This window comes from Cellulomonas sp. P22, assembly GCF_044392165.1.
This window is the reverse complement of the sequence record NZ_JBISBW010000020.1, coordinates 82,462-103,244: the sequence shown is the minus strand read 5'-3', so window position 1 is coordinate 103,244 and position 20,783 is coordinate 82,462. Positions and strand designations below refer to the sequence as shown.

The following is a 20,783-nucleotide window of genomic DNA, read 5'->3' as shown; positions in this document are numbered from 1 at the left end:
TACGGGATCTCACTGATCGCGAAGTCGTCCGTCGAGTTCGCGAAGCTCTTACGACCCACCGACGACCCACCACCCGAGTACACGACCTGGATCCCGTTCGCAGCCACGTCCGACACCCACTGGTTGAAGATCACCTGGCTCCACGTCGACCCGTCCCCCTCGATCAGGCCGTAGTCGGCGAACGCCGGCGCCGCACCCCCCGCCAGGACGCCCACCAGCGCGACGACGGCCACCCACGCCGATCGGCGCGCCCGCGATCGTCGCGTGCGCGTGCGTGGTTCCGTCTGCGGGCTCATCTGCGTTCTCCATCGACGTGCGAACTGGCGGGGTGACACGAGGAGTCGCACGCGGGCGGCGTGCCGGGGACCGCTCATCTGCTCGAGCGCTGTCGGGCGAGCAGGCGCGCGACGACGAAGAGCACCAGCACGAGCGCGAGGAGGACCGTTGCCGCCGCGAACCCGCGCTGGATGTAGAGCGGCTCACCGCTGCGCACCGTCGTGAAGACGAAGAGCGGCAAGGAGTTCATCGCGTTGGAGAAGGGGTCGGTCACGAGGTAGGTCGAGGCACCGGAGGTCAGGAGCACCGGGGACGTCTCACCGACGCCGCGTGCGACGCCGAGGATCAGCGCGGTCGCGAGCCCGGGGCGTGCGGTCGGCAGGACGACGTGCCACACCGTGCGCCACCGTGACGCACCGAGCGCGAGGCTCGCCTCGCGCAGCCCGCTCGGCACCACCCGCAGGACGACATCGGCAGCGCGGGCGATGATCGGGAGCATCATCACCGCGAGCGCCATCGAGGCTGCGAACCCCGATCGCGGGATGCCGAGACCGAGGATCAGCACCGTGTAGATGAACAGGCCGGCGACGATCGACGGCAGCGCCGTCATCGCCTCGACGACGGTACGGACGACCCGGGCGAACCGGCCGCCGACCTCCGTCATGAACACTGCCGTTCCGAGCGCGAGCGGCACGGTGACCACCACGGCGATGCCGACCTGGATGAGCGATCCGACGATCGCATGCACGATGCCGCCCTGGGTCAGAGGGTCGCGCGGCCCCGTGCGGGACATGTCCTGCGTGAACATGTTGAGATGGGGCAGGGCGCCCATGCCCCGCACGAACGTGAACACGACGGTCGTGACGAGGGCCAGACCGACCACGGCGGCACCCCCGGTGACGAGCGCACCCGCCAGCCGATCGGCGACCGCGGGCCCCGGGCTGACGGTGACCGTGGTGACCGTCACGACCGCCAGGAAGAGCACGAACGCCACGAGGGTGAGTGCCAGCGGGCTTCCCCAGGGCAGCAGCCGGAAGCACAGCACCCACGCGAGCGCCAGGGCGGCCACCATCGAGCCGAGCAGGATGACCCGGTCTTCCGCGGTCGCGCTCGACGGGCTGCGGCGCCGCGGCGGGGGGCCTGACGGCAGGTCCTCGATCGAGCGCACCCACGTTCGTGGGGCGTCTCCCTCCGGGGTGTGCGAGCGGTCCGAGGAGACCAGGGTCACCGTGCTCATCAGATGTCCGTCCCTGCGCCCGAGCGGCTTCGGCCGACGATCAGCGACGCGATCGTGTTGATGACGAGCGTGATGACGAACAGCACGAAGCCGGCCGTCAGCAATGCTGCGAGCTGCGACGTCGACGCCTCGCCGAACCGACCCGCGATCAGCGCGGAGATGGTGTTGGTCCCGATCTCGAGGGGTCGGAGCTTGAGGTCGAACGCGGGCGAGATGATGAGCACCACGGCGATGGTCTCGCCGAGCGCCCGCCCCATCCCGAGCATCGTCCCGCCGATGATGCCCCCGCGGCCGAACGGGAGCACGACCGCGCGGATGACCCCCCAGCGCGTCGAACCGAGCGCGATCGCCCCCTCACGCTCACCAGGGGGCGCCTGCGAGAACACCTCCCGCATGACCGACGACGCCATCGGGAGCACCATCATCGCCACGGCGATGCCGGCGATGAAGGCCGACGCGGTGTAGCGCGTCTGCTCCCACATCGCGGCGTGCGGGTCGGTGTCCACCTTGAAGAACGGGAGGAAGCCGAGGTTGGTGTGGAGCCACCGCGCGATCCTGCTCGCATACGGCTGGAGCAGGAAGAAGCCCCAGAGCCCGTAGATGATGCTGGGCACCGCGGCCATGAGGTCGACCATCGACACGAGCGTCGACCTGAGGCGTGGGGGGGCGTACTCGCTGATGTACAGCGCCGTGGCGAGCGCGAGCGGGAACGCGAAGGCCATGGCGACGAGTGCCACCGTGAGCGTTCCCAGCAGCACCGAGGCGATGCCCACGGTGTCGACCTCCGGCTGCCACTCGCTCGTCGTGAAGAAGCTGAACCCGTAGTGCCGCAACGTCGGCACCGCCTGGAGCGCCAGGAACAGGCCGATGCCCCCGGTGATGGCCAGCACCGTGCCGCCGACGGTGCGGGCGCCGATCGCGAAGACCCGGTCGCTGCCGCTCTCGGTGCGCGCGAGCTTGCGGGGCTTCGCGGCGGTCACCGAGGGCTCCTCGACGCGGACGGTGGTGCTCACGGTCGGACACGCCCTCTCGAGTCGTCGGGCATCAGGCCAGCAGACGCGGACCGGGTGCAGGCCCCGCAGCGCGGGACGACGTGATCGAACCGCGCCCCGGAGACCGCGGGGCCCCCACGCGGTGAACGAGGGACGAACGGGGCGAACAGGCTCACACCGACCCCCGCAGCGACATCAGCCGGGGCTCGCCGGCGATTCGAAAGGTGTGCACGACGGGGTCGACCGAGGCCGTCGGCGCGAGGCTCACGAAGTTCCGCCACGCGTGGTCGCAGCGCACCCGCCTGTCGAGGTCCCCGGCGCTCTCGACGAGGGGCTGGCCGTCGAGGCAGAGGGTCCAGCGCCAGCGCGCACGCTCCGTGAGCCGCAACGACGCCTCGAGCTGGTCGACGCGGAGCCGGACGACCGCGATCGCCACGTGCGCGGCGTCGACCGTCGCGTGCGGGGCGACGGTGCGCGCGAGCCCGCGGCCGTTCGGGCTGACCATGCGCCACCAGACGGGCTGGTCGGCACTCAATCGGTACACCTGGAACACGGGTGCGACCGCGCGCATCGGATCCGTCCTTGTCATCCCGGCAGCGGCGCGGCGGGTGACGCACCTCACGGATCAAAGGGCCGCCAGGCAGCCTGGGAACCCCCTCCGGGTGTCCTGAGGATGAATGGATGCCGCGTTCGTCCGGTAGTGGTAGCGTTTCACCCGTTTGCCTGGCCCGGACGGGTGAACTGGCACTGCTCGCCTGCGCCGCGCCGCGCCTCAGGAGGATCCCTCGGTCGCCGCGCCGCTCGGGTACGGCACGGCGGACGGGCCGGGCGCGGTCGCGGTGGGCACCGGCACGGGCACGGGTGCGATGACGCGTTCGACGAGCACGACCACACCCCCACCGAACACGGCGCGCCCACCCGCGGTCGGCATCGTGCCGGTCACGCGGGGCGCGGGCGCGTCACCCGTCGCACGCGCGACCACTGTCGTCTCGCGCTCGGAGACCACGAGCCCGGCGGACTCCAGGAGGACCCGCGCAGCGACCGGTCCGAGACCGACCGCGTCGGGCACCACGACGTCGCCCGACGCGAGGACGAGGTCGACCGCACTTCCGGGGGCAGCCCGGCCACCGGTTCCGGGCGCGGCGCTCAGCACCGTGTCCAAGGGCGCCGGGGCATCCGAGCGCGCGAGGACGCCGACCGCGAGACCGGCCTCGGCGAGCGCCCGAGACGCGGCCTCGAACGTCAGCCCGACGACCGACGGCACGTCCACCAGCTCGACCGCCGGCTCGGACGAGGGCGTCGGCACGGTCGCGCTCGACGCGTCGGACGTCGGGATGCTCGGGGATCCGGCCGGGGACGGGGCCGCAGCCATGACGACCGGGCCGGGCTGGGCGGATGCGTCGCCCTCCCCGGTCTGCTGCCACGCGACCACCGCCCCGACCACGAGCGTGAGCGCGACGAGCAGTCCGACCACTCCCCCACCGGTGCGCGCGTCGTCGACCTCTCGTGGTTCGGGGCGCGGGCCCCGGTGATCGGTGTCGCCGGGTCCGACACCCGACGCTCCGCCCGGCACGCCGCCCGGCACGCCGCCCGGCGCCGCCGCACGCGCCGTCACGACGGGAACGGGCACGCGGATCGGCGACGGCCCGGGCCCCCTCCCACCCGCCGGCGGAAGCTCGAGCGTCGACCCGCCCGGGCGGTCGGGGTCCAGGGCCGCCCGGCAGCGCACGACAGCGACCCGCATCTCCTCGGCCGTCGCGAACCGGTCCCGCGGGGACTTCTCGAGCGCGCGCAGGACGAGCACGTCGAGGTCGCGCGGCACGCCGCGGCGACGCGCCGACGGCGGGACCGGGACGGTGTGCACGTGCGCCTCGAGCACGGCCCGCGGGTCGACGCCGTCGAAGGGCGGCGCGCCCGTGAGCATGAGGTGCACGAGCGCGCCGACCGCGTAGAGGTCGCCGCGCGCGTCTGTCGGCAGGCCCTGCGCCGCCTCGGGGGACGCGTAGTGCGGGCTCACGCGGACGAGCGGTGTCGGGCCACCCCCGACGAGCGTGGGGGCACCGGGCTCCGGCGGCGCGCCGACGTCGAGCACGAGGGCCCCACCGAGGTCGAGGCCCGCGTCCCCGCGCGGCACCATGACGTTCGTCGGCGAGAGGTCCCGGTGCACGACGCCGTGCGCGTGCGCGTGCGCGAGCCCCGCGAGCACCGCGGCGGCCACGTCGAGCGCGTCCTCGCACCGCATCGGCCCTGCGTCAGCGACGAGAGCCGCGAGCGTGACGCCGTCGACCAGCTCGAGGACCATCCACACGGCCGGCGGGCCGGCAACGACCCGCCCGCCGGAGCCTGTGCCTGCACCCGGGCCCGGGTCGACGCCCGCGTCGAGCACGCGCACGACGTGCGGGTGCTGCAGCCGTGCCGACGCGCGCGCCTCGGCCAGGACCCTCGCGACCACGCCGTCGTGATCGCTGAGGTGGGCGTGCACGACCTTGACGGCGACCTCGCGTCCGAGCCGTTCGTCGGTCGCGCGGAACACCGCGGCCGTGCCGCCGGCGCCGAGCAGCTCGCCGAGCCGGTACCTGCCACCGAGCAGGTCCCCGGTCATCCCCCGTCGGCCGTCCCCGCCGCCTGGCGCCCCGTCGTGGCTGCCGACGCCGAGCCCGTCGCGTACCGGTTGGCCGCGCCGAGCACGTCGGCGACGTACTGCTCGGAGTGGTTGTAGGAGAACACCGCCGCGTGCCACGCGTCAGCTCCCGTGAGATCGCCGCCCGACGCGCACAGGTAGCGCCCGGTCGCGAGCGCCGCGTCGTCGACGTCGTTCGGGTCGGCAACGCCGTCACCGTCGCCGTCGGACCCCCAGCGCTCCCACGAGGACGGCAGGAACTGCATCGGCCCGACCGCGTGGTCCCACGTCGCGTCGCCGTGCCAGGCGGTCGACTCGGCGGTGGCCGGGATCGCCGCGAAGCCGGGCCGGCCGTCGAGCGCAGGCCCGAGGATGCGGATGCTCGTGGTGCCGTCGGCCCGCAGCGTCGCCCCGCCGTGCGTGCCGTGCCCCGACTCGATCCCGCCGATCGCGGCGATGGTCGTCCAGCCCACCCGGCACCCGGGCTGGGAGGCCCCGAGCGTGAGCGTCGCGTCGGCATAGGCCCGCAGGGCGACGACGGGGATCGCCGTCGCGAGCGACACAGCGTCGACCCACGCCGCAGATGCGCGCGGGACGGCAGGTGCCGTCGGTTCGGCGCCCGCGAGGGTGTTGTCGGTGAGCTCGAGCCCGGAGGTGTCGACGCCCGCGTGCGGCTGTGCGGTAGCGCCGGGCATCGACGCTTCGAGCTCGGGCGCCGGCACGGTCCAGGCGACTGCCGGCCGGTCGGTCCGGTCGAGGACCGTCGCGGCTCCGACCCCGAGCGCGAGAAGCACAGCGATGACGGCCACGGGAGGCAGGCCTGTCGGTCCGCCGGAGCGGTCGGGGGTCGTGCGGGGCGCGTCCATCGCGGAGGAGCCTGCGCCGCCGAGGCGTCCGGCACGGAAGATCCGGATGACCCAGGGATGAACGCCCCGCGTGCTACCGCCCTGCGGGACGCCACGCCGGATCGTCTCAGATCATGAGAAGGGGTTTCCCATGCTGGACAGGGTCGACCTACTGTCGCCCCATGACCTGCCGCCGAATGTGTCGTTGACCGACGCACTTCGGCTGCGCCCGCAGACTGGACCTGACAGAGCGACGTCGCTCGCCCAGGTGACCTCCGGCTGTGTCTGGCGCCCCCGTCCGTGCGAACCCCACCCCATCCCCGCGGGATCGGTTCGGCACTCCGGCCTACGCCACCCGCAGCCTTCCGAGGAGTCCCCATGAGCAGCACCTGGTCCTTCGAGACCCGCCAGATCCACGCCGGCCAGACCGCCGACCCCACGACGGGCGCCCGCGCCCTCCCCATCTACCAGACGACGTCCTTCGTCTTCCCGGACGCGACCGTCGCGGCCGACCGGTTCGCGCTCAAGGACCTGGGCCCCATCTACACGCGCATCGGCAACCCCACCCAGCAGGTCGTCGAGGACCGCGTGGCGTCGCTCGAGGGCGGTGTCGGCGCGCTGCTCGTCGCCTCGGGCCAGGCCGCCGAGACCATCGCGATCCTCAACATCGCCGAGGCGGGCGACCACCTCGTCGCGAGCCCGAGCCTGTACGGCGGCACGTACAACCTGCTGCACCACACGCTGCCCAAGCTCGGCATCACGACCACGTTCGTGACCGACCCCCACGACCCCCAGGCCTGGGCGGACGCGGTCCAGCCGAACACCAAGCTGTTCTTCGCCGAGACCATCCCCAACCCGCGCTCGGACATCCTCGACATCGAGGCCGTCGCGGAGGTCGCGCACGCGTCCGGGGTGCCGCTGGTCGTGGACAACACGGTCGCCACGCCCTACCTCGTGCGCCCCATCGAGCACGGGGCCGACGTCGTGGTGCACTCCGCGACCAAGTACCTGGGCGGCCACGGCACCGCGATCGGCGGCGTGATCGTCGACGCCGGCACGTTCGACTACGCCCAGCACCCCGAGCGCTTCCCCAACTACAACACCCCGGACGCGAGCTACCACGGGCTCGTCTACGCCCGTGACCTCGGTGTCGGCAGCCCGTTCGGCGCGAACCTCTCGTTCATCCTCAAGGCCCGCGTACAGCTGCTGCGCGACCTCGGTGCGGCGATCTCCCCGTTCAACGCGTTCCTCATCGCGCAGGGCCTCGAGACGTTGTCGCTGCGCATCGAGCGTCACGTAGAGAACGCGCAGAAGGTCGCCGAGTGGCTCGAGGCGCGCGACGAGGTCCGCACGGTGCACTACGCCGGGCTGCCGTCGAGCCCCTGGTACGAGCGGGCGCAGAAGTACGCCCCGCGCGGCGCGGGGGCGGTCCTCGCGTTCGAGCTCGACGGGGGCAGCGACGCCGGCCAGGCGTTCGTCTCGGCGCTCGAGCTGCACTCGAACGTCGCGAACATCGGCGACGTGCGCTCGCTCGTCATCCACCCCGCGTCGACCACCCACAGCCAGCTCACCGCCGAGGAGCAGGCGCTGTCGGGCGTGACCCCCGGGCTCGTCCGGCTCGCGGTCGGCATCGAGGGCATCGACGACATCCTCGCGGACCTGGACGCCGGCTTCCGGGCAGCCAAGGGCGTCTGAGACCGACGTGCCGCACCAGCCTGACGTCGCACCCGCGGCGGGCGCCCGGGTCGGTCCCCGGGTCCCCGCCGCGGGCGGCCCACGCGCCGTCCTCGTAGATTGGGACGCGATGTCCTCCGAACCCGCAGGCCGGAGCACAGCTGCCGGTCCGTCGGCAGCCGTGGGCGGACGTGGCGCCCCCACGGCCCCCGGGCGAGCCCCCGCACGGGCCAGCAGCGCCTGGCACGAGGGCGACGACCCCGGACGTCGCCGGTTCGAGGACGTGGGACCGCTCGAGCTCGAGGGTGGCGGACGCCTGCCCGCCGTGCGGCTCGCGTACGAGACGTGGGGCACGCTCGACGCGGCGGGCAGCAACGCTGTGCTCGTGCTGCACGCCCTCACGGGCGACTCGCACGTGACCGGCGAGGCCGGCCCCGGGCACCCGACACCCGGGTGGTGGTCCTCGCTCGTCGGCCCCGGCGCCCCGATCGACACCGACAGGTACTTCGTGGTCGCCCCGAACGTGCTGGGCGGCTGCCAGGGCTCGACCGGCCCGTCCTCGACGGCCCCCGACGGGCGGCCGTGGGGCAGCCGGTTCCCGCACGTGACCGTGCGTGACCAGGTCGCTGCCGAGGTGCGGCTGGCCGACGCGCTCGGCATCACGTCCTGGACGCTCGTGATCGGCGGGTCGATGGGCGGCCAGCGGGTGCTCGAGTGGGCCGCCACGGCCCCCGAGCGGGTGCGCGGCATCGCCGCGATCGCGACGTCGGCCCAGACGTCGGGCGACCAGATCGCGAGCTTCCACACCCAGCTCGCCGCGATCACGGCCGATCCCGGTTTCGCCGGCGGCGACTACTACGACGCCCCCGACGGCGAGGGGCCGCACGTGGGCCTGGGCATCGCCCGCCAGATCGCCCACCAGACCTACCGCTCGGCCTTCGAGCTCGACGCACGGTTCGGCCGGATCCCCCAGGGCGGCGAGGACCCGTTCGAGGGGGGTCGGTTCGCGGTGCAGTCGTACCTCGACCACCACGGCGACAAGCTCGCCCGCCGCTTCGACGCCAACACCTACGTCGTGCTCACCCGCACCATGATCACGCACGACCTCGGTCGCGACCGCGGCGGCGTCGAGGCCGCGCTCGCGAGCATCACCGCGAAGGCCCTCGTGGTCGCGGTCGACACCGACCGGCTGTTCCTGCCCGCGCAGTCCGAGCGGATCGCGGCGGGCATCCCCGGCGCCGGCCCCGTGCGCACCATCCGCTCCGACTTCGGCCACGACGGGTTCCTCATCGAGGCCGACCAGGTGGGCGCTGCCGTCCGGGAGTTCCTCACGGGGCTCTAGCCGGCGGCCCTTGATGAGGTGCTGCCCATCGGGGGCGAACTCCGACAAGATGGCCGGATGACCACGACCCCGCAGCCGCCGTCCCCCGAGCTCGCCGCAGCATCCGACGCGCTGCGAACCCAGTGGGCCACGCTGCGCCCGTGGGTCGCGGAGCACGTCGACGCGTCCACCGGCACCCTGCCCAGCATCCTGGCCGGCTGGGACGTGGCCGACCTCGTCGCGCACGTCGGCCGCGGCATGAGCGCGCTGACGGCGGTCGAACCCGCCCCCGCGGGCACGGTGCCGCTCGCGCTCGGCGAGTACCTCGCGGGCTACGGGGCCGGGGCCGCCGTCATCGCCCGGACCACCCGCGAGCTCACAGCGACGATCGCCTCCGACCCGCTCGCGGCGATCGACGCGTTCGCGGCGGCGGCGTTCGCCCGGCTCGACGAGCTGGGGACGCACGAGCAGGTCGTCGTCGCGCGGCGCGGCCCGATCCGCCTGAGCGACATGGTGGTCTCCCGCGTCGTCGAGCTCGTGGTGCACGCGGACGACCTGTTCCGCTCGCTCGACGCCACCCGCACCGGCGCGGCACCGGCAGCGCCGGGGTACGCGAGCGCCGTCGAGGAGCTGGACCGCGGCATCCTCGACGACGCCGGCGGCCGCGGCGTGCTCGACCCGGCAGCGCTCGACCTCGTGGCGCAGGCGCTGCTCGACGTCCTCGTCGCGCGCGGCGGCTTCGTCGTCGAGCTCGGCGACCCGCTCACCTGGGTGCGGCTCGCCGCGGGCCGCATCCCGTACGACGTCGACGCGGTCGCGGTCGCGCTCACGGCCCCCTACACGTCCGACGCCGTGCCGGACCTGGGCCGCGTGCTGCCGCTGTTCTAGGAGCCGTCTGCGCGCGTCGGCGCGACCCACCCGGCACCACCCCGGCCACACGTCACTCCGGGCCGCGCGGTACGGTGCACGGATGCTCGCCGCGTACGCCGCCCGGACCAGTCCCCACGACCCCCTCGGTGCGCTCGAGGTGGGCGAGCAGCCCGCCCCGGTCGCCCGCGAGCACTGGACCACCGTCGACGTGCGGGCCGCGAGCCTCAACCACCACGACCTGTGGTCGCTGCGCGGCGTCGGGCTCCGCGGCGACCGGCTGCCGATGATCCTCGGCACCGACGCGGCGGGCGTGACGGCCGACGGGCGCGAGGTCGTGGTGCACTCGGTCATCGGCGGTGCGAGCGGGCACGGCGTCGGGCCCGACGAGCCCCGCAGCCTGCTGTCCGAGCGCTACCCCGGCACGCTCGCCGAGCAGGTGGCCGTGCCCACGTGGAACCTCGTCGACAAGCCCGCCGGGCTGTCGTTCGTCGAGGCGGCCTGCGTGCCGACGGCCTGGCTCACGGCCTACCGGATGCTGTTCACGAGCGGCCGCGCCACGCCCGGCCAGCGCGTGCTCGTGCAGGGCGCCGGCGGTGGTGTCGCGACCGCCGCGGTGCTGCTCGGCGCCGCGAGCGGGCTCGAGGTGTGGGTCACGAGCCGCGACGAGGGACGCCGCGAGCGGGCCCGCGAGCTCGGCGCCGCGGGGGCCGTCGCGCCCGGCGAGCGGCTGCCCGTCAAGGTCGACCTGGTGCTCGAGACCGTCGGGGCCGCCACCTGGGCGCACTCGGTCGCCGCGCTGCGACCGGGCGGCACCGTCGTCGTCGCGGGGGCCACGACGGGCGACCCCGACGCCGCCCAGCTCCAGCGCATCTTCTTCCTCGAGCTGTCGGTGGTCGGCGTGACCATGGGCTCGCGCGAGGACCTGGTGCACCTGCTGAACCTGCTGGACCGCACGGGTCTGCGCCCCCTCGTGGACGCCACCTACCCGCTCGAGCACGCCCGCGCGGGCCTCGAACGGCTCGCGCAGGGCACGCAGTTCGGCAAGATCGTCGTCGAGGTGTGACCCGGAGCGCACCCGGCTCACGGCACGGGCGCAGAGCATCGCTGAGGAGGCCTACATGACGGGTCGGTCGAGACCCGACGTGCTGGGGCCGGACTACCGCGCCCGGACGCTCGAGCTCGCGCCCGACGACGAGGGAGAAGTCGTCGCGACGCTCGTGCGCTACGCCCCGCCCTCCCCCGAGGTGCTGCGCCCGTCGCGTGCGCTGCTCTACCTGCACGGCTGGTCCGACTACTTCTTCCAGACCGAGCTGGCCGAGTTCTGGCACCGGCAGGGCGCCGCGTTCTACGCGCTGGACCTGCGCAAGTACGGCCGCAGCCTGCTCCCGCACCAGACCCCCGGGTACGTCGAGGACCTGCGCACGTACGACGAGGAGATCGAGGCGGCCGTCGCCCAGATCCGCCGGGACCTCGGCACCCGGTCGCGCCTGATGCTCATGGGCCACTCGACCGGCGGTCTCGTCTCGGTGCTGTGGGCCGACCGTCACCCCGACGAGGTCGACGGGCTCGTGCTCAACAGCCCGTGGCTCGAGCTGCAGGGATCGGCGGTGCTGCGCCACGTCAGCACCCCGGCGATCCACCAGCTCGCCCGGTTCCAGCCCAAGGCCGCACTGCCGAACATCGACCCGGGCTACTACGCCCGCACGCTGCGCAAGGCCGACGGCGGCGAGTGGGAGTACGACGAGCGGTGGCGACCCGTGCCGGCCTTCCCGGTGCGTGCCGGATGGCTGCGGGCCATCATCGAGGGCCACGCGCAGGTGGCCCGAGGGCTCACGATCGAGGCGCCCGTGCTCATGGCGGCCTCGACCCGCTCGACGATCAGCCCGCGCTGGAGCGAGGCCATGCGCGCCTCGGACTCGGTGCTCGACGTCGAGCTGCTCGCACGCCGCGCGGTGCAGCTCGGCACCACCGTGACGATCTCCCGGATCGCCGGCGGGATCCACGACCTGACCCTGTCACCCCCGCTCGTGCGGGCGCGCTTCTACGGCGAGGTCAGCCGGTGGCTGGCCGCCTACGGCTGGGGCTGACCCTGATCCACCCCGACCGCCTGCGGCGGACCGCGGCGTCAGCGGGTGCCGGTGGCCTCGGCGAGCGTCGGTCCGGCGTCGCCCAGCCGCCACGAGCGCCAGCCGTCGACGGTGCCCTCGGCGTTCGCGGCATCGGCCGCGGCGTCGTCCGGGTCTGCGTGCAGGCGGCCGTCGGGCAGCTCGATCAGGCCGTCGGTCCGCAGCGTCGCCACGAGCCGCTGGCCGCGCCGCGCGCGGAACCACACCAGCGTGGCGATCGTGCCGCGCGACGCGGACAGGGCGCTCAGCGCGGGGTGCGGTCGAGGTGCGGGCAGCCCGTGACCACCCGTCCACGGCTCGAGCCCCGCGGGTGGCGGCACGGCCGACGCGGTCCTCGACGCACGGAGCTCAGGCTCGGGCACGGGGCGGGCGACCACGGGGTTCGCCGTCACCGTGGGGGTCGGTGACGTGGCGGGGGCGGACGACCAGCTCGTCGCGGACCGGCCCACCGGTTCGGGCCAGTCGCCGTACGGGTCGCGCCGGGCCGGTGCGTCCGGCTGACGCGGCGACGGAGCGACGTCGAGGAGCCCGGGCGGCGCATCGGGAAGCCAGGCGAGCGAGGTGGCGCCGGTCGGCGGCTGCCAGCGGGCCTCCGCCTCGGACCGGGCGGCGTCGGGCGTCGTACGCGTCAGGGCGTCCCAGCGGTCGACCGCGGGCCGGGTGCGAGCCACGTCCTCGTCGAGGTCGTCGAGGTCGACGAAGCCACCGGGCAGCACCACCGTCTCGTCGACCCGGGCGCTCGCGGGCGTCGGACGGGCCGGGCTCAGGGCGGGCTGGCCGTACCGTCGGCCCTGCTCGGGCCGCGGCTCGGGCACCGTCACGGGCCGGGGTGCGTCGATCGGCTGGGGTGCGGCGGTCGGCTCGGGAGCGACGGTCGGCTCATGGTCGGCGCCGGTCACCGGAACCGAGGTGAACGGGATCGAGGTGAACGGGATCGCCGTCGTCGCGGTCGGCAGCGGCGCCGACGTGGCGCCGGACGGGGCACCGGAGGGTGCGGGCTGGCCCTGGGTGGGCACCTGGGGCTGCGCGCCGGTGAGCACGTGGACGACGTCGAGCCGCACGCCGTCCGCCGAGGACGCCCGGTGCGGCAGCGCGGGCTCGACCGCCCGGCGGGCCCCGCTGTCGTGCGACCAGGCCGAGACCTCGACGAAGCGTCGGCCGTCGGCGCCCTGCACCACCCCGGTCTGCAGCACCTCCACGTGCCGGCCCGTCGAGCGCAAGAACGTGACCGCCGCGCTGACCTCGGGCGCGACCTCCGCGCACACGATCACGAGCCGCACCGAGGTGCTCGGTGCCGCGCCGCCGCGCATCGGGACCCGCTCGCGGAAGCTCGCGAGATCGGCGTCGAACGCGCTGCGTCCGCCGTCGTACGCCCGGACGAGCTCCCCCCGCGTGCTCGTCGCCGCGGCGCCCGCGTGGTTGAGCGCCCGGACGAGGGTCGTGACGTCGAGCACGGGCACGGTCTCGACGACGACCGGACGGATCGCGGCGTCGAGCGCGAGGAGCTGCACGCCGTCGGGGCCCACGGTGCGGGTGTGGACCGGGAAGAGCTCCTCGCCGACGAGCGCCTCGAGGTGCTCGGTGACCAGGGCGGCACTGTCCGGCGCGAACGTCCCCGCAGCGGGCTGCATCGGCTGGACGAGGAGCGGACGGCCCTCGTCGAGCTCGAAGATGGGCATGTGCTCCTGCTTCCTGGGCGCGGGACGACGGCCGTCGCGCCCGCCGTCGATCGCACCTGCGGACGGGCTCGGGCCCTGCCTGTTCGGCAGTCTTTCACGTCCGCGCGGTGCAGCCGGGTCGGGTCCACGCGCGGTGCACGAACCTCCACAAGACGTCCGCTGAACGTTCGTCCAGGATAGCCCGCAGGCCCCCGCGGCCGGCCTGCGCGCACGGCGCGGCGGCGACCGGTCACCCGGTTGCCGCCGAGCGTCACCCGTCGGCGAGCCGCTCCTCGAGACGCGCGACCTTGCCGTCCAGCTCACCTGTGTGCCCGGGCCGGATGTCGGCCTTGAGCACCAGGCTCACGCGGTGGCCGTGGCGTCCGACGGCCTCGGTCGCGCGGCGGACCACGTCCAGGCACTCCTCCCAGTCACCCTCGATCGTGGTGAACATCGCGTCGGTGCGGTTCGGCAGGCCGGACTCGCGCACGACGCGCACGGCGTCGGCCACGGCATCGACCACGGACTCCCCACCCCCGAGGGGTGAGATAGAGAAGGCAACCAGCATCCGCCCACCCTGCCACCCCCGCGCACGCCCCACCCGCCGACACCCCCGCCCGCCGAGACCCCCGTCCGCAAAGACCCCGTCCGCCGAGATAGAGCGTCCGCGCCCAGATAGAGCTGTCCAGGGCACTATCTCGGCGCGCAGGCACTATCTCGGCGAAGGGGACGGGGAGGGGGTGGGAAGGTGCGCGGCGAGCAGCTCGGCCAGGTGCACGCCCTGCACGTCGGCCAGCTGGTCGGCCTGGGTGCGGCAGCTGAAGCCGTCGGCCAGGAACACGTCCCCGGGCGCGGCCTCGCGCAGCGCGGGCAGCAGCTCGTGCTCCGCGACGGCCACCGACACGTCGTAGTGGCCCTTCTCCATGCCGAAGTTGCCCGCGAGCCCGCAGCAGCCCGCGAGCGTGCGGAAGCTCGCCCCGGCCCGCGTGAGCAGCGTGCGGTCCGCGGTGTACGTCATGACCGAGTGGTGGTGGCAGTGCGGCTGCACGACGGCCGTGACGTCCGACAGGTCGGGCAGCGTCCAGCCAGCGTCGGGGTCGGGGCCGGTCGGCGCCGGGGCCATGAGCAGCTCGGCGAGCGTGTGCGTCGCCCGGGACACGGCGACGGCACGCGGGTCGTCGGGCAGCAGGTCGAGCAGGTCGGAGCGCAGCACCGCGGTGCAGGACGGCTCGAGGCCCACGATCGGGATGCCGTTGACGGCGTACGGGGCGAGCACGCCGAGCAGCTGGGTCAGGTGCTTGCGCGCCGCCGGCAGCTGGCCCGTGGTGATCCAGGTGAGCCCGCAGCACGCGTCCTGATCGGGCACGAGCACGTCGTAGCCCGCGGCGCGCAGCACCCGCACGGCGGCCTGCGGGACGGACGGCGAGAGCGAGTCGCTGAACGAGTCGGTCCACAGCACGACCTTCGGGCGCGGCCGGGTGTCGGGCGCGGTCGGGGTCGACGTCGCAGCACGCCCCTCGCGGCGCCACCACGTGCGGAACGGGGTCGGGGCGAACCTCACCATCGAGCGTCGGGGGTCCATGCCCCCCACGGACAGCACGACCTTCGCGAGCGGCCGCCAGCCCAGCAGGGTGTTCGCGACCCGCGCGAGGCCGGGCACGCCCGTGACGAGCCGGGTCCAGCGCGGCAGCCAGCCCAGCACGTAGTGCGTGACCGGGCGCAACCGGCGGCGGTAGCGGCGGAACAGCACCTCGGACTTGTACTGGGCCATGTCGACGCCCGCGGGGCAGTCCGACGAGCACGCCTTGCAGCTCAGGCACAGGTCGAGGGACTGCTCGACCTCGGGGGCCGACCAGCCGCGCGTGACCAGGGTGCCGTTCGCCAGCTCCTGCAGCACGCGCGCACGGCCGCGGGTCGAGTCCTTCTCGTCGCGCGTCGCGAGGTACGACGGGCACATGAAGCCGCCCGACGCTGTCGTGTCGGCCCGGCACTTGCCCACGCCGACGCAGCGGTGCACGGCCGTCGTCAGGTCGCCCGCGTCGTGCTCGAACGCGAAGCCGCCGTCGCGGCCCCCGAGGGCGGGCAGCGGGTGCGCCGCGGGCCGGCGCAGGTCCGCGTCGAGCGGGCGCGGGTGCACCAGCACGCCCGGGTTGAGCAGGTCTCGCGGGTCGAAGAGCTGCTTGAACGCCTCGAACGCCCCGATCGCGCGCGGCGAGTACATGACCGGCAGCAGCTCGCTGCGGGCCCGTCCGTCGCCGTGCTCACCCGACAGCGAGCCGCCGTGCGCGGCGACCAGGTGCGCCGCATCCGTCATGAACGCGCGCAGCGGCTCGCCCGAGCGCTCGAGCGGCACGTCGAGGCGCAGGTGCACGCAGCCGTCGCCGAAGTGCCCGTAGGCCAGGCCGTCCACGTGGTGCGAGGCCATGAGCGCCTCGAGCTCGCGCAGGTAGCCGCCGAGCCGGGCGGGCGGCACCGCGGAGTCCTCGAAGCCGGGCCAGGCCTGCGCACCCGAGGGCGTGCGACCGCCCAGACCTGCGCCGTCCTCGCGGATGCGCCACATGGCGGTGGCGTCGGGGCCCGGCGGGTAGAGCTGGACGGCGTCGGTGGCTGCGTCGGCCGCGAGGGACCGGGCGTTGTCGAGCGCCTCGTCGAGGCTCGCGCCGCCGACCTCGACGAACAGCCAGCCGGCCCCCGTGGGCAGGTGCGGCACCGCGCTCGCGCCGCGGACCCGGCGCACCACGTCGACGAGCCGGGCGTCCATGCCCTCGATCGCGAGCGGCGAGTGCGCGAGCAGCGCGGGCACGGCGTCGGCGGCCGTGGGCATGTCCGGGTAGCCGAGCACCACGAGCACCGGCGTGGCCGGCACGGGCACCAGGTTCACGGTGGCCCCGACGACGGTCACGAGCGTGCCCTCGGTGCCGACGAGCGCCTTGGCCAGGTCCGCGCCCTTCTCGGGCAGCAGGTGCTCGAGCGAGTAGCCGGACACCTGCCGGCCGAACCGGCCCAGCTCGGTGCGGATCATCTCCATCTCGCTGCGCACCAGCGCGTCGAGGCCGGGCACGACGTCGAGGCCGCGGCCCGCGGTGAACCGCCGGCCCGTGCCGTCGACCACGTCGAGCGCGAGCACGTTGTCGGCCGTGCGGCCGTAGGCCACGGCGCGCGGCCCGCACGCGTTGTTGCCGATCATCCCGCCGAGCGTCGCGCGGGCCTGGGTCGAGGGGTCCGGCCCGAAGCGCAGCCCGAACGGCGCGGCCTGCTTCTGCAGGTCCGCCATGATCACGCCCGGCTCGATGCGCGCCGTGCGCGCCTCGGGGTCGATCTCGAGCACCCGGTTGACGTGCCGTGAGAAGTCGATGACCACGCCGGGGCCGATCGCGTTGCCCGCCACCGAGGTGCCGCCGCCGCGCGACGTGATCGGCGCGCCGGCCTCGCGGGCGACCTCGAGCGTCGCGAGCACGTCGTCGACGTCGCGCGGGAGCACCACGACCTCGGGGACCACGCGGTAGTTCGACGCGTCGGTCGAGTACTCCGCGCGGCGACGCGTCGAGTCGTCCACCGACCCCCGGACGACGGCGCGCAGCGCGTGCACGAGGTCGGTGGTGGGCGGCAGCTCACGGGACGTGGGGTCGGTCACGGTCGACACGGGGTGCAGTGTCCCACCGTCGACCGCGTGCCCGACCGGGACACCGCCCCTCGGACGCGGAACGCCCCGGGAGCCCGTGGCGGTCGGGAGGTTCACCCTGCCGGGGGCTCGACCACGGGGTCACGGATGCCGATGCCTGCGGCATGACCGCCACGGCACGGCACGCGCGCGACCGGCGCGGCCTGGTGCCGTCCCCGCGCGGCGCCGAGGGACGGGTGGCCCCCGACGTCCGCGCCGCGGTGCGTCCGCCCGACCCCGCCGAGCTGGTGTGGATGGAGGAGTGCCGCCGTCACCTGCGGGGCTCGGACACCGACCTGACGGACGTCGTCCGGCTCGGCGAGCTCGTCGACTCCTACGCGGCCGACTGGCACGCCACCCCGGCCCACCTGCGCTGGGACCCGCGCCCCACGACCCGCGCCGCGGGCATCGCCGTGGGCGACCTGGTGCTCGGGCGGGTGCCCGGCACCACGTGGGTGGTCGTCGAGGCCACCGGCACGCTCGCGATCACGCACCCCGCGACGTCGACGCTCGAGCTGCCGCTCACGGCGGCGGCCGCGGCGTGGGTCGAGGGCAGGCCCCGGATGCTGCCCGACCTCGTCGAGCTGCTGGTCGAGCGGACGCTGGCGCGCACGGGTGCGCTCGCGGAGCCGCCGCGGCTCACGGGTGCGCTGCGGCTGCTGACGCTGCGGCGCTGAGCACCCGACCCGGGCGAACCGCCCTCAGCGTCGGGCGATCGGGCAGCCCGCGCACCCGGCCGGCACGTGGGCGGTGCCGGTGCCGTCGCCCCCGGCCGGCGAGCACGCGCTGCCGCACCGCTGGCCGAGCACGTCGCCCGCGCGGTGCACGACGCCGAGCCGCTCCCAGTGGTCGACCATCGCCTCGACCAGGCCCGGGTCGAGCCCGAGCCGGCGCGCGACAGCGTCGCTCGTGGCACCGGCGCTGACCTCGCGCAGCACGTCGTCGAGCACGCTCACAGCAACCTCCCCACCTGGAACACGGCGACCGCGAGCGCCCAGGCCACCGCGAGCTGGACCACCATGGCTCCGAGGGTCCACCGCACGCCGAACAGCCGACGCTGCTCGGCGAGCGTCGCGACGCACGGGGTGTACGCGAGCACGAAGACCATGAACGCGGCCGCCGCCGCCCCGGCGTGCCCGCCCGACGACTCGTCGAACGTGGCGCGCATGCGCGCACCGAGGTCGCCCGCGTGGGTCGGGTCGTCGGGCTCCTCGACGGCGTAGGTCTGGGCGAACGAGCCGACCACGACCTCCTTCGCCACGAAGCCCGTGATGAGCGCCGACGTGGCGTGCCACTCGCCGAAGCCCGCCGGGCTCAGCACCGGGGCGATCGCCTGGGCCGTGCGGCCGTAGAGGCTGTCTGCGACGGGCACGTCACCCGGGGTGTGGTCCGACGTGACGGGCACGGCCATCAGGACCCACACGACGGCGAGGGTCGCGACGATGATGCGTCCGGCCTTCGTGACGAAGCCCTGCGTGCGCAGCGCCGCCGAGAGCCCCAGGGCGCGCAGCCGGGGCCGCTGGTAGGCGGGCAGCACGAGCACGAACGGCTCGTGCTTCAGGTCACGGAACGCGGTGCGCCGCAGCGCGAGCCCGCCGAGCACGATGAGCGCCACGCTCGCGACGTACATCAGGAAGATCGCCGTCCCGGCGTGGTCCGGGAAGAACACGCTCGCGAGCAGCAGGTAGACGGTGAGCCGTGCTGTGCACGACGCGTACGGCACGAGCAGGCCGGTGAGCAGCCGCTGGCGTGCCTGCGGGAGCGTGCGGGTCGCGGACAGCGCGGGCAGGTTGCAGCCGAACCCGACCACGAGCGGCAGCACGGCGCGCCCGTCGAGACCCACCGCGCGCATCGCCCGGTCGGCGACGAACGCGGCCCGGGCCAGGTAGCCGCAGTCCTCGAGCACGGCGATGGCCACGAACATCACGGCCATGAGAGGCGCGAACGAGAGCACGGTTCCCACGCCCGCGAGCACCCCGTCCACGACGAAGCCCTCGAGCCACGCCGGCCCGGGCAGCAGCGCCCGCACGACGTCGGCGACGGGTCCGTCCATGAACCCGGCGACCAGGTCCATCAGGGGTGCGGCGATCGTGGTGGCGAGCTGGAAGAGCAGCCATGCGACCGCGAGGAAGACGGGGACACCGACCCAGGGGTGCAGCAGCACGCGGTCGACCTTGTCGGACAGCGTGCGGACCGAGGCCTCGGACGCGGTGGCCGGGTGGGGCACGGTCCGACCGTCGCCCTGGGCACCGGCTGACGGCGTGGCGGTCCGGGCGCAGCGGCCGTCGCACGTGCCCGCGTGGGGACCGGTTCGACCGTCGTCGCAGACGGCGGTCACCTGGTCCGTGCCCGCCGGGGCGGTGAGCCGGTGCTGCACGTCGTCGACCCACCGGAACAGCGCGTCGGCCCGGGCCAGCTCGGCCGCGACGTCCGGGGCCGCGGCATCGGCGACGCCGCCCGTCGGCACGGGCCGGTCCACGACCTCGATGCCGTGGACGGTGCCCGCGCCGTCGGCCAGGGCGGCCTCGACCGTCCGGGTGAGCTCACGCACGCCCGCCCCCGTGCGCGGGTCGGTCGCGACGACGGGCACCCCGAGCACGCGGCTCAGGTGCGCGGCGTCGACGTGGATGCCGCGCGCGGCGGCGACGTCGGTCATGGTCAGGGCGACGACCGCGGGGCAGCCGGTCTGCGCCACCTGGGCCAGCAGGTACAGCGAACGCGCGAGGCCCGCGGCCTCGACGAGCACCACCGCGAGATCGGCGACGCCGAGCGGCCCGGTGCCGGCGACGGCCTCGGCCGCGACGCGCTCGTCGGGCGAACGCGCGAGCAGGCTGTAGGTGCCGGGCAGGTCGATGAGCCGCACGGGTCGTTCGGTGGCCTCGGAGGCGGGGCCGGTCGTCGGCGCGGTGGCCAGCGCGTGGCGCCACGTCCCGACCTGCAGCTCGACGGTGGTGCCGGGGGCGTTCGTGACCTGCTGCCGGGCGCCTGTGAGGAGGTTGAAGAGGGTCGACTTGCCGACGTTCGGGTTGCCCACCAGCAGCACTGCCGCGGGCTGCGTCCGGGGGCCGGTGCCGCGGCGGTTGCGCCCGTGGCGGCGCACCCGCCCACCGTCGTGCGGGGCCGCGCGCACCAGGTCCACGTCGACCGGGCCGGGTCCGTGACAGCTCACGCGCCGCTCCCCTGCTCGGCCGTCGTCACCGGGGCGATCTCGATGCGGGTCGCGGTCTGCGAGTCGACGGCGAACCGCTGGGCGCCGATCGCCACGACGCGGCCGCCGAAGGCCGCCCGCTGGGTCACGTGCAGCACCGCCCCGGCGCGCAGGCCGAGCTCGCTCATGCGCAGCCGCATCGACTGCTCGGCGTCGACGGCCACCACGCGGGCGCACGCGCCGACGGGCCACTCGGCAAGGTTCATGGCACGACGCTACGACTGAGGCAAGGCTTCCCTCAGGGACCGAGGTCCCGCCCGGCAACGCCGGCAACGCCCCCGCGGGCCGCCGGCCG

17 protein-coding genes and 1 pseudogene are annotated in these 20,783 nt (G+C 74.8%); 6 read left to right on the top strand and 12 right to left on the bottom strand.

Features of this window, described 5'->3' with window-relative positions:
- The 6 genes and pseudogenes from ACGIF2_RS16915 to ACGIF2_RS16890 all read right to left on the bottom strand — a co-directional run.
- Nucleotides 1-296 (bottom strand): annotated as a pseudogene (locus ACGIF2_RS16915) (hypothetical protein); the annotation flags it as partial.
- Nucleotides 297-370: 74 nt separating this feature from the next.
- Nucleotides 371-1,513, bottom strand: a complete 1,143-nt coding sequence (pstA, locus tag ACGIF2_RS16910; RefSeq protein ID WP_396048280.1) for a phosphate ABC transporter permease PstA — start codon at nt 1,511-1,513, stop codon at nt 371-373.
- A complete protein-coding gene (pstC, locus tag ACGIF2_RS16905; protein ID WP_396048278.1) occupies nt 1,513-2,526 on the bottom strand; it encodes a phosphate ABC transporter permease subunit PstC in 1,014 nt (337 codons plus the stop codon). The genes pstA and pstC overlap by 1 nt, the downstream gene beginning before the upstream one ends.
- Nucleotides 2,527-2,677: 151 nt before the next feature.
- Nucleotides 2,678-3,076: a hypothetical protein gene (locus ACGIF2_RS16900; protein WP_396048276.1), complete on the bottom strand. Its 399-nt coding sequence runs from the start codon at nt 3,074-3,076 to the stop codon at nt 2,678-2,680.
- Nucleotides 3,077-3,277: 201 nt separating this feature from the next.
- Nucleotides 3,278-5,107 (bottom strand): protein kinase, encoded by a 1,830-nt coding sequence (locus ACGIF2_RS16895; RefSeq protein WP_396048274.1) that lies wholly within the window; start codon nt 5,105-5,107, stop codon nt 3,278-3,280.
- On the bottom strand, nt 5,104-5,991 hold the full coding sequence (locus ACGIF2_RS16890) for a lytic transglycosylase domain-containing protein (protein ID WP_396048272.1): 888 nt from the start codon (nt 5,989-5,991) through the stop codon (nt 5,104-5,106). The genes ACGIF2_RS16895 and ACGIF2_RS16890 overlap by 4 nt, the downstream gene beginning before the upstream one ends.
- Before the next feature lie 357 nt (nt 5,992-6,348).
- Here ACGIF2_RS16890 and ACGIF2_RS16885 point away from each other — a divergent pair, with 357 nt between their 5' ends.
- The 5 genes from ACGIF2_RS16885 (at nt 6,349) to ACGIF2_RS16865 (ending at nt 11,922) form a co-directional block, all read left to right on the top strand.
- Nucleotides 6,349-7,665 (top strand): bifunctional o-acetylhomoserine/o-acetylserine sulfhydrylase, encoded by a 1,317-nt coding sequence (locus ACGIF2_RS16885; RefSeq protein ID WP_396048270.1) that lies wholly within the window; start codon nt 6,349-6,351, stop codon nt 7,663-7,665.
- A gap of 109 nt (nt 7,666-7,774) precedes the next feature.
- On the top strand, nt 7,775-8,986 hold the full coding sequence (locus ACGIF2_RS16880; RefSeq protein ID WP_396048268.1) for a homoserine O-acetyltransferase: 1,212 nt from the start codon (nt 7,775-7,777) through the stop codon (nt 8,984-8,986).
- A 57-nt stretch (nt 8,987-9,043) separates the two neighbouring features.
- Nucleotides 9,044-9,853 (top strand): maleylpyruvate isomerase N-terminal domain-containing protein, encoded by an 810-nt coding sequence (locus ACGIF2_RS16875; RefSeq protein ID WP_396048266.1) that lies wholly within the window; start codon nt 9,044-9,046, stop codon nt 9,851-9,853.
- Between the two features lie 82 nt (nt 9,854-9,935).
- Nucleotides 9,936-10,898, top strand: coding sequence for a zinc-binding dehydrogenase (locus tag ACGIF2_RS16870; RefSeq protein ID WP_396048264.1), 963 nt, complete (start codon nt 9,936-9,938; stop codon nt 10,896-10,898).
- Between the two features lie 55 nt (nt 10,899-10,953).
- A complete protein-coding gene (locus tag ACGIF2_RS16865) occupies nt 10,954-11,922 on the top strand; it encodes an alpha/beta hydrolase (RefSeq protein WP_396048262.1) in 969 nt (322 codons plus the stop codon).
- Nucleotides 11,923-11,960: 38 nt separating this feature from the next.
- Here the strand turns inward: ACGIF2_RS16865 and ACGIF2_RS16860 are convergent, their stop codons facing one another.
- The 3 genes from ACGIF2_RS16860 to ACGIF2_RS16850 form a co-directional block, all read right to left on the bottom strand.
- Nucleotides 11,961-13,640: a hypothetical protein gene (locus tag ACGIF2_RS16860; protein WP_396048260.1), complete on the bottom strand. Its 1,680-nt coding sequence runs from the start codon at nt 13,638-13,640 to the stop codon at nt 11,961-11,963.
- A 250-nt stretch (nt 13,641-13,890) separates the two neighbouring features.
- Nucleotides 13,891-14,187 carry an MTH1187 family thiamine-binding protein gene (locus ACGIF2_RS16855; protein ID WP_396048258.1) on the bottom strand — a complete coding sequence of 99 codons (297 nt, stop codon included), beginning with the start codon at nt 14,185-14,187 and terminating at the stop codon, nt 13,891-13,893.
- A gap of 144 nt (nt 14,188-14,331) precedes the next feature.
- Complete coding sequence (locus ACGIF2_RS16850) at nt 14,332-17,262, bottom strand: FAD-binding and (Fe-S)-binding domain-containing protein (RefSeq protein WP_396048256.1); 2,931 nt, start codon at nt 17,260-17,262, stop codon at nt 14,332-14,334.
- Nucleotides 17,263-17,405: 143 nt separating this feature from the next.
- Here ACGIF2_RS16850 and ACGIF2_RS16845 point away from each other — a divergent pair, with 143 nt between their 5' ends.
- Nucleotides 17,406-17,957: a hypothetical protein gene (locus ACGIF2_RS16845; protein ID WP_396048255.1), complete on the top strand. Its 552-nt coding sequence runs from the start codon at nt 17,406-17,408 to the stop codon at nt 17,955-17,957.
- A 24-nt stretch (nt 17,958-17,981) separates the two neighbouring features.
- On the opposite strand, the gene ACGIF2_RS16840 is transcribed toward ACGIF2_RS16845, so the two are convergent.
- The 3 genes from ACGIF2_RS16840 to ACGIF2_RS16830 are packed head-to-tail and all read right to left on the bottom strand — an operon-like array spanning nt 17,982 to nt 20,694.
- A complete protein-coding gene (locus tag ACGIF2_RS16840) occupies nt 17,982-18,236 on the bottom strand; it encodes a hypothetical protein (RefSeq protein WP_396048253.1) in 255 nt (84 codons plus the stop codon).
- Entirely contained in the window at nt 18,233-20,449 is a 2,217-nt protein-coding gene (gene feoB, locus ACGIF2_RS16835) for a ferrous iron transport protein B (RefSeq protein ID WP_396048251.1), read from the bottom strand. The genes ACGIF2_RS16840 and feoB overlap by 4 nt, the downstream gene beginning before the upstream one ends.
- The gene (locus ACGIF2_RS16830; protein ID WP_396048249.1) at nt 20,446-20,694 is read right to left on the bottom strand and encodes a ferrous iron transport protein A; all 249 of its coding nucleotides are present in this window, start codon (nt 20,692-20,694) and stop codon (nt 20,446-20,448) included. Before ACGIF2_RS16830 ends, feoB begins: the two co-directional genes overlap by 4 nt.
- Nucleotides 20,695-20,783 lie beyond the last annotated feature (89 nt).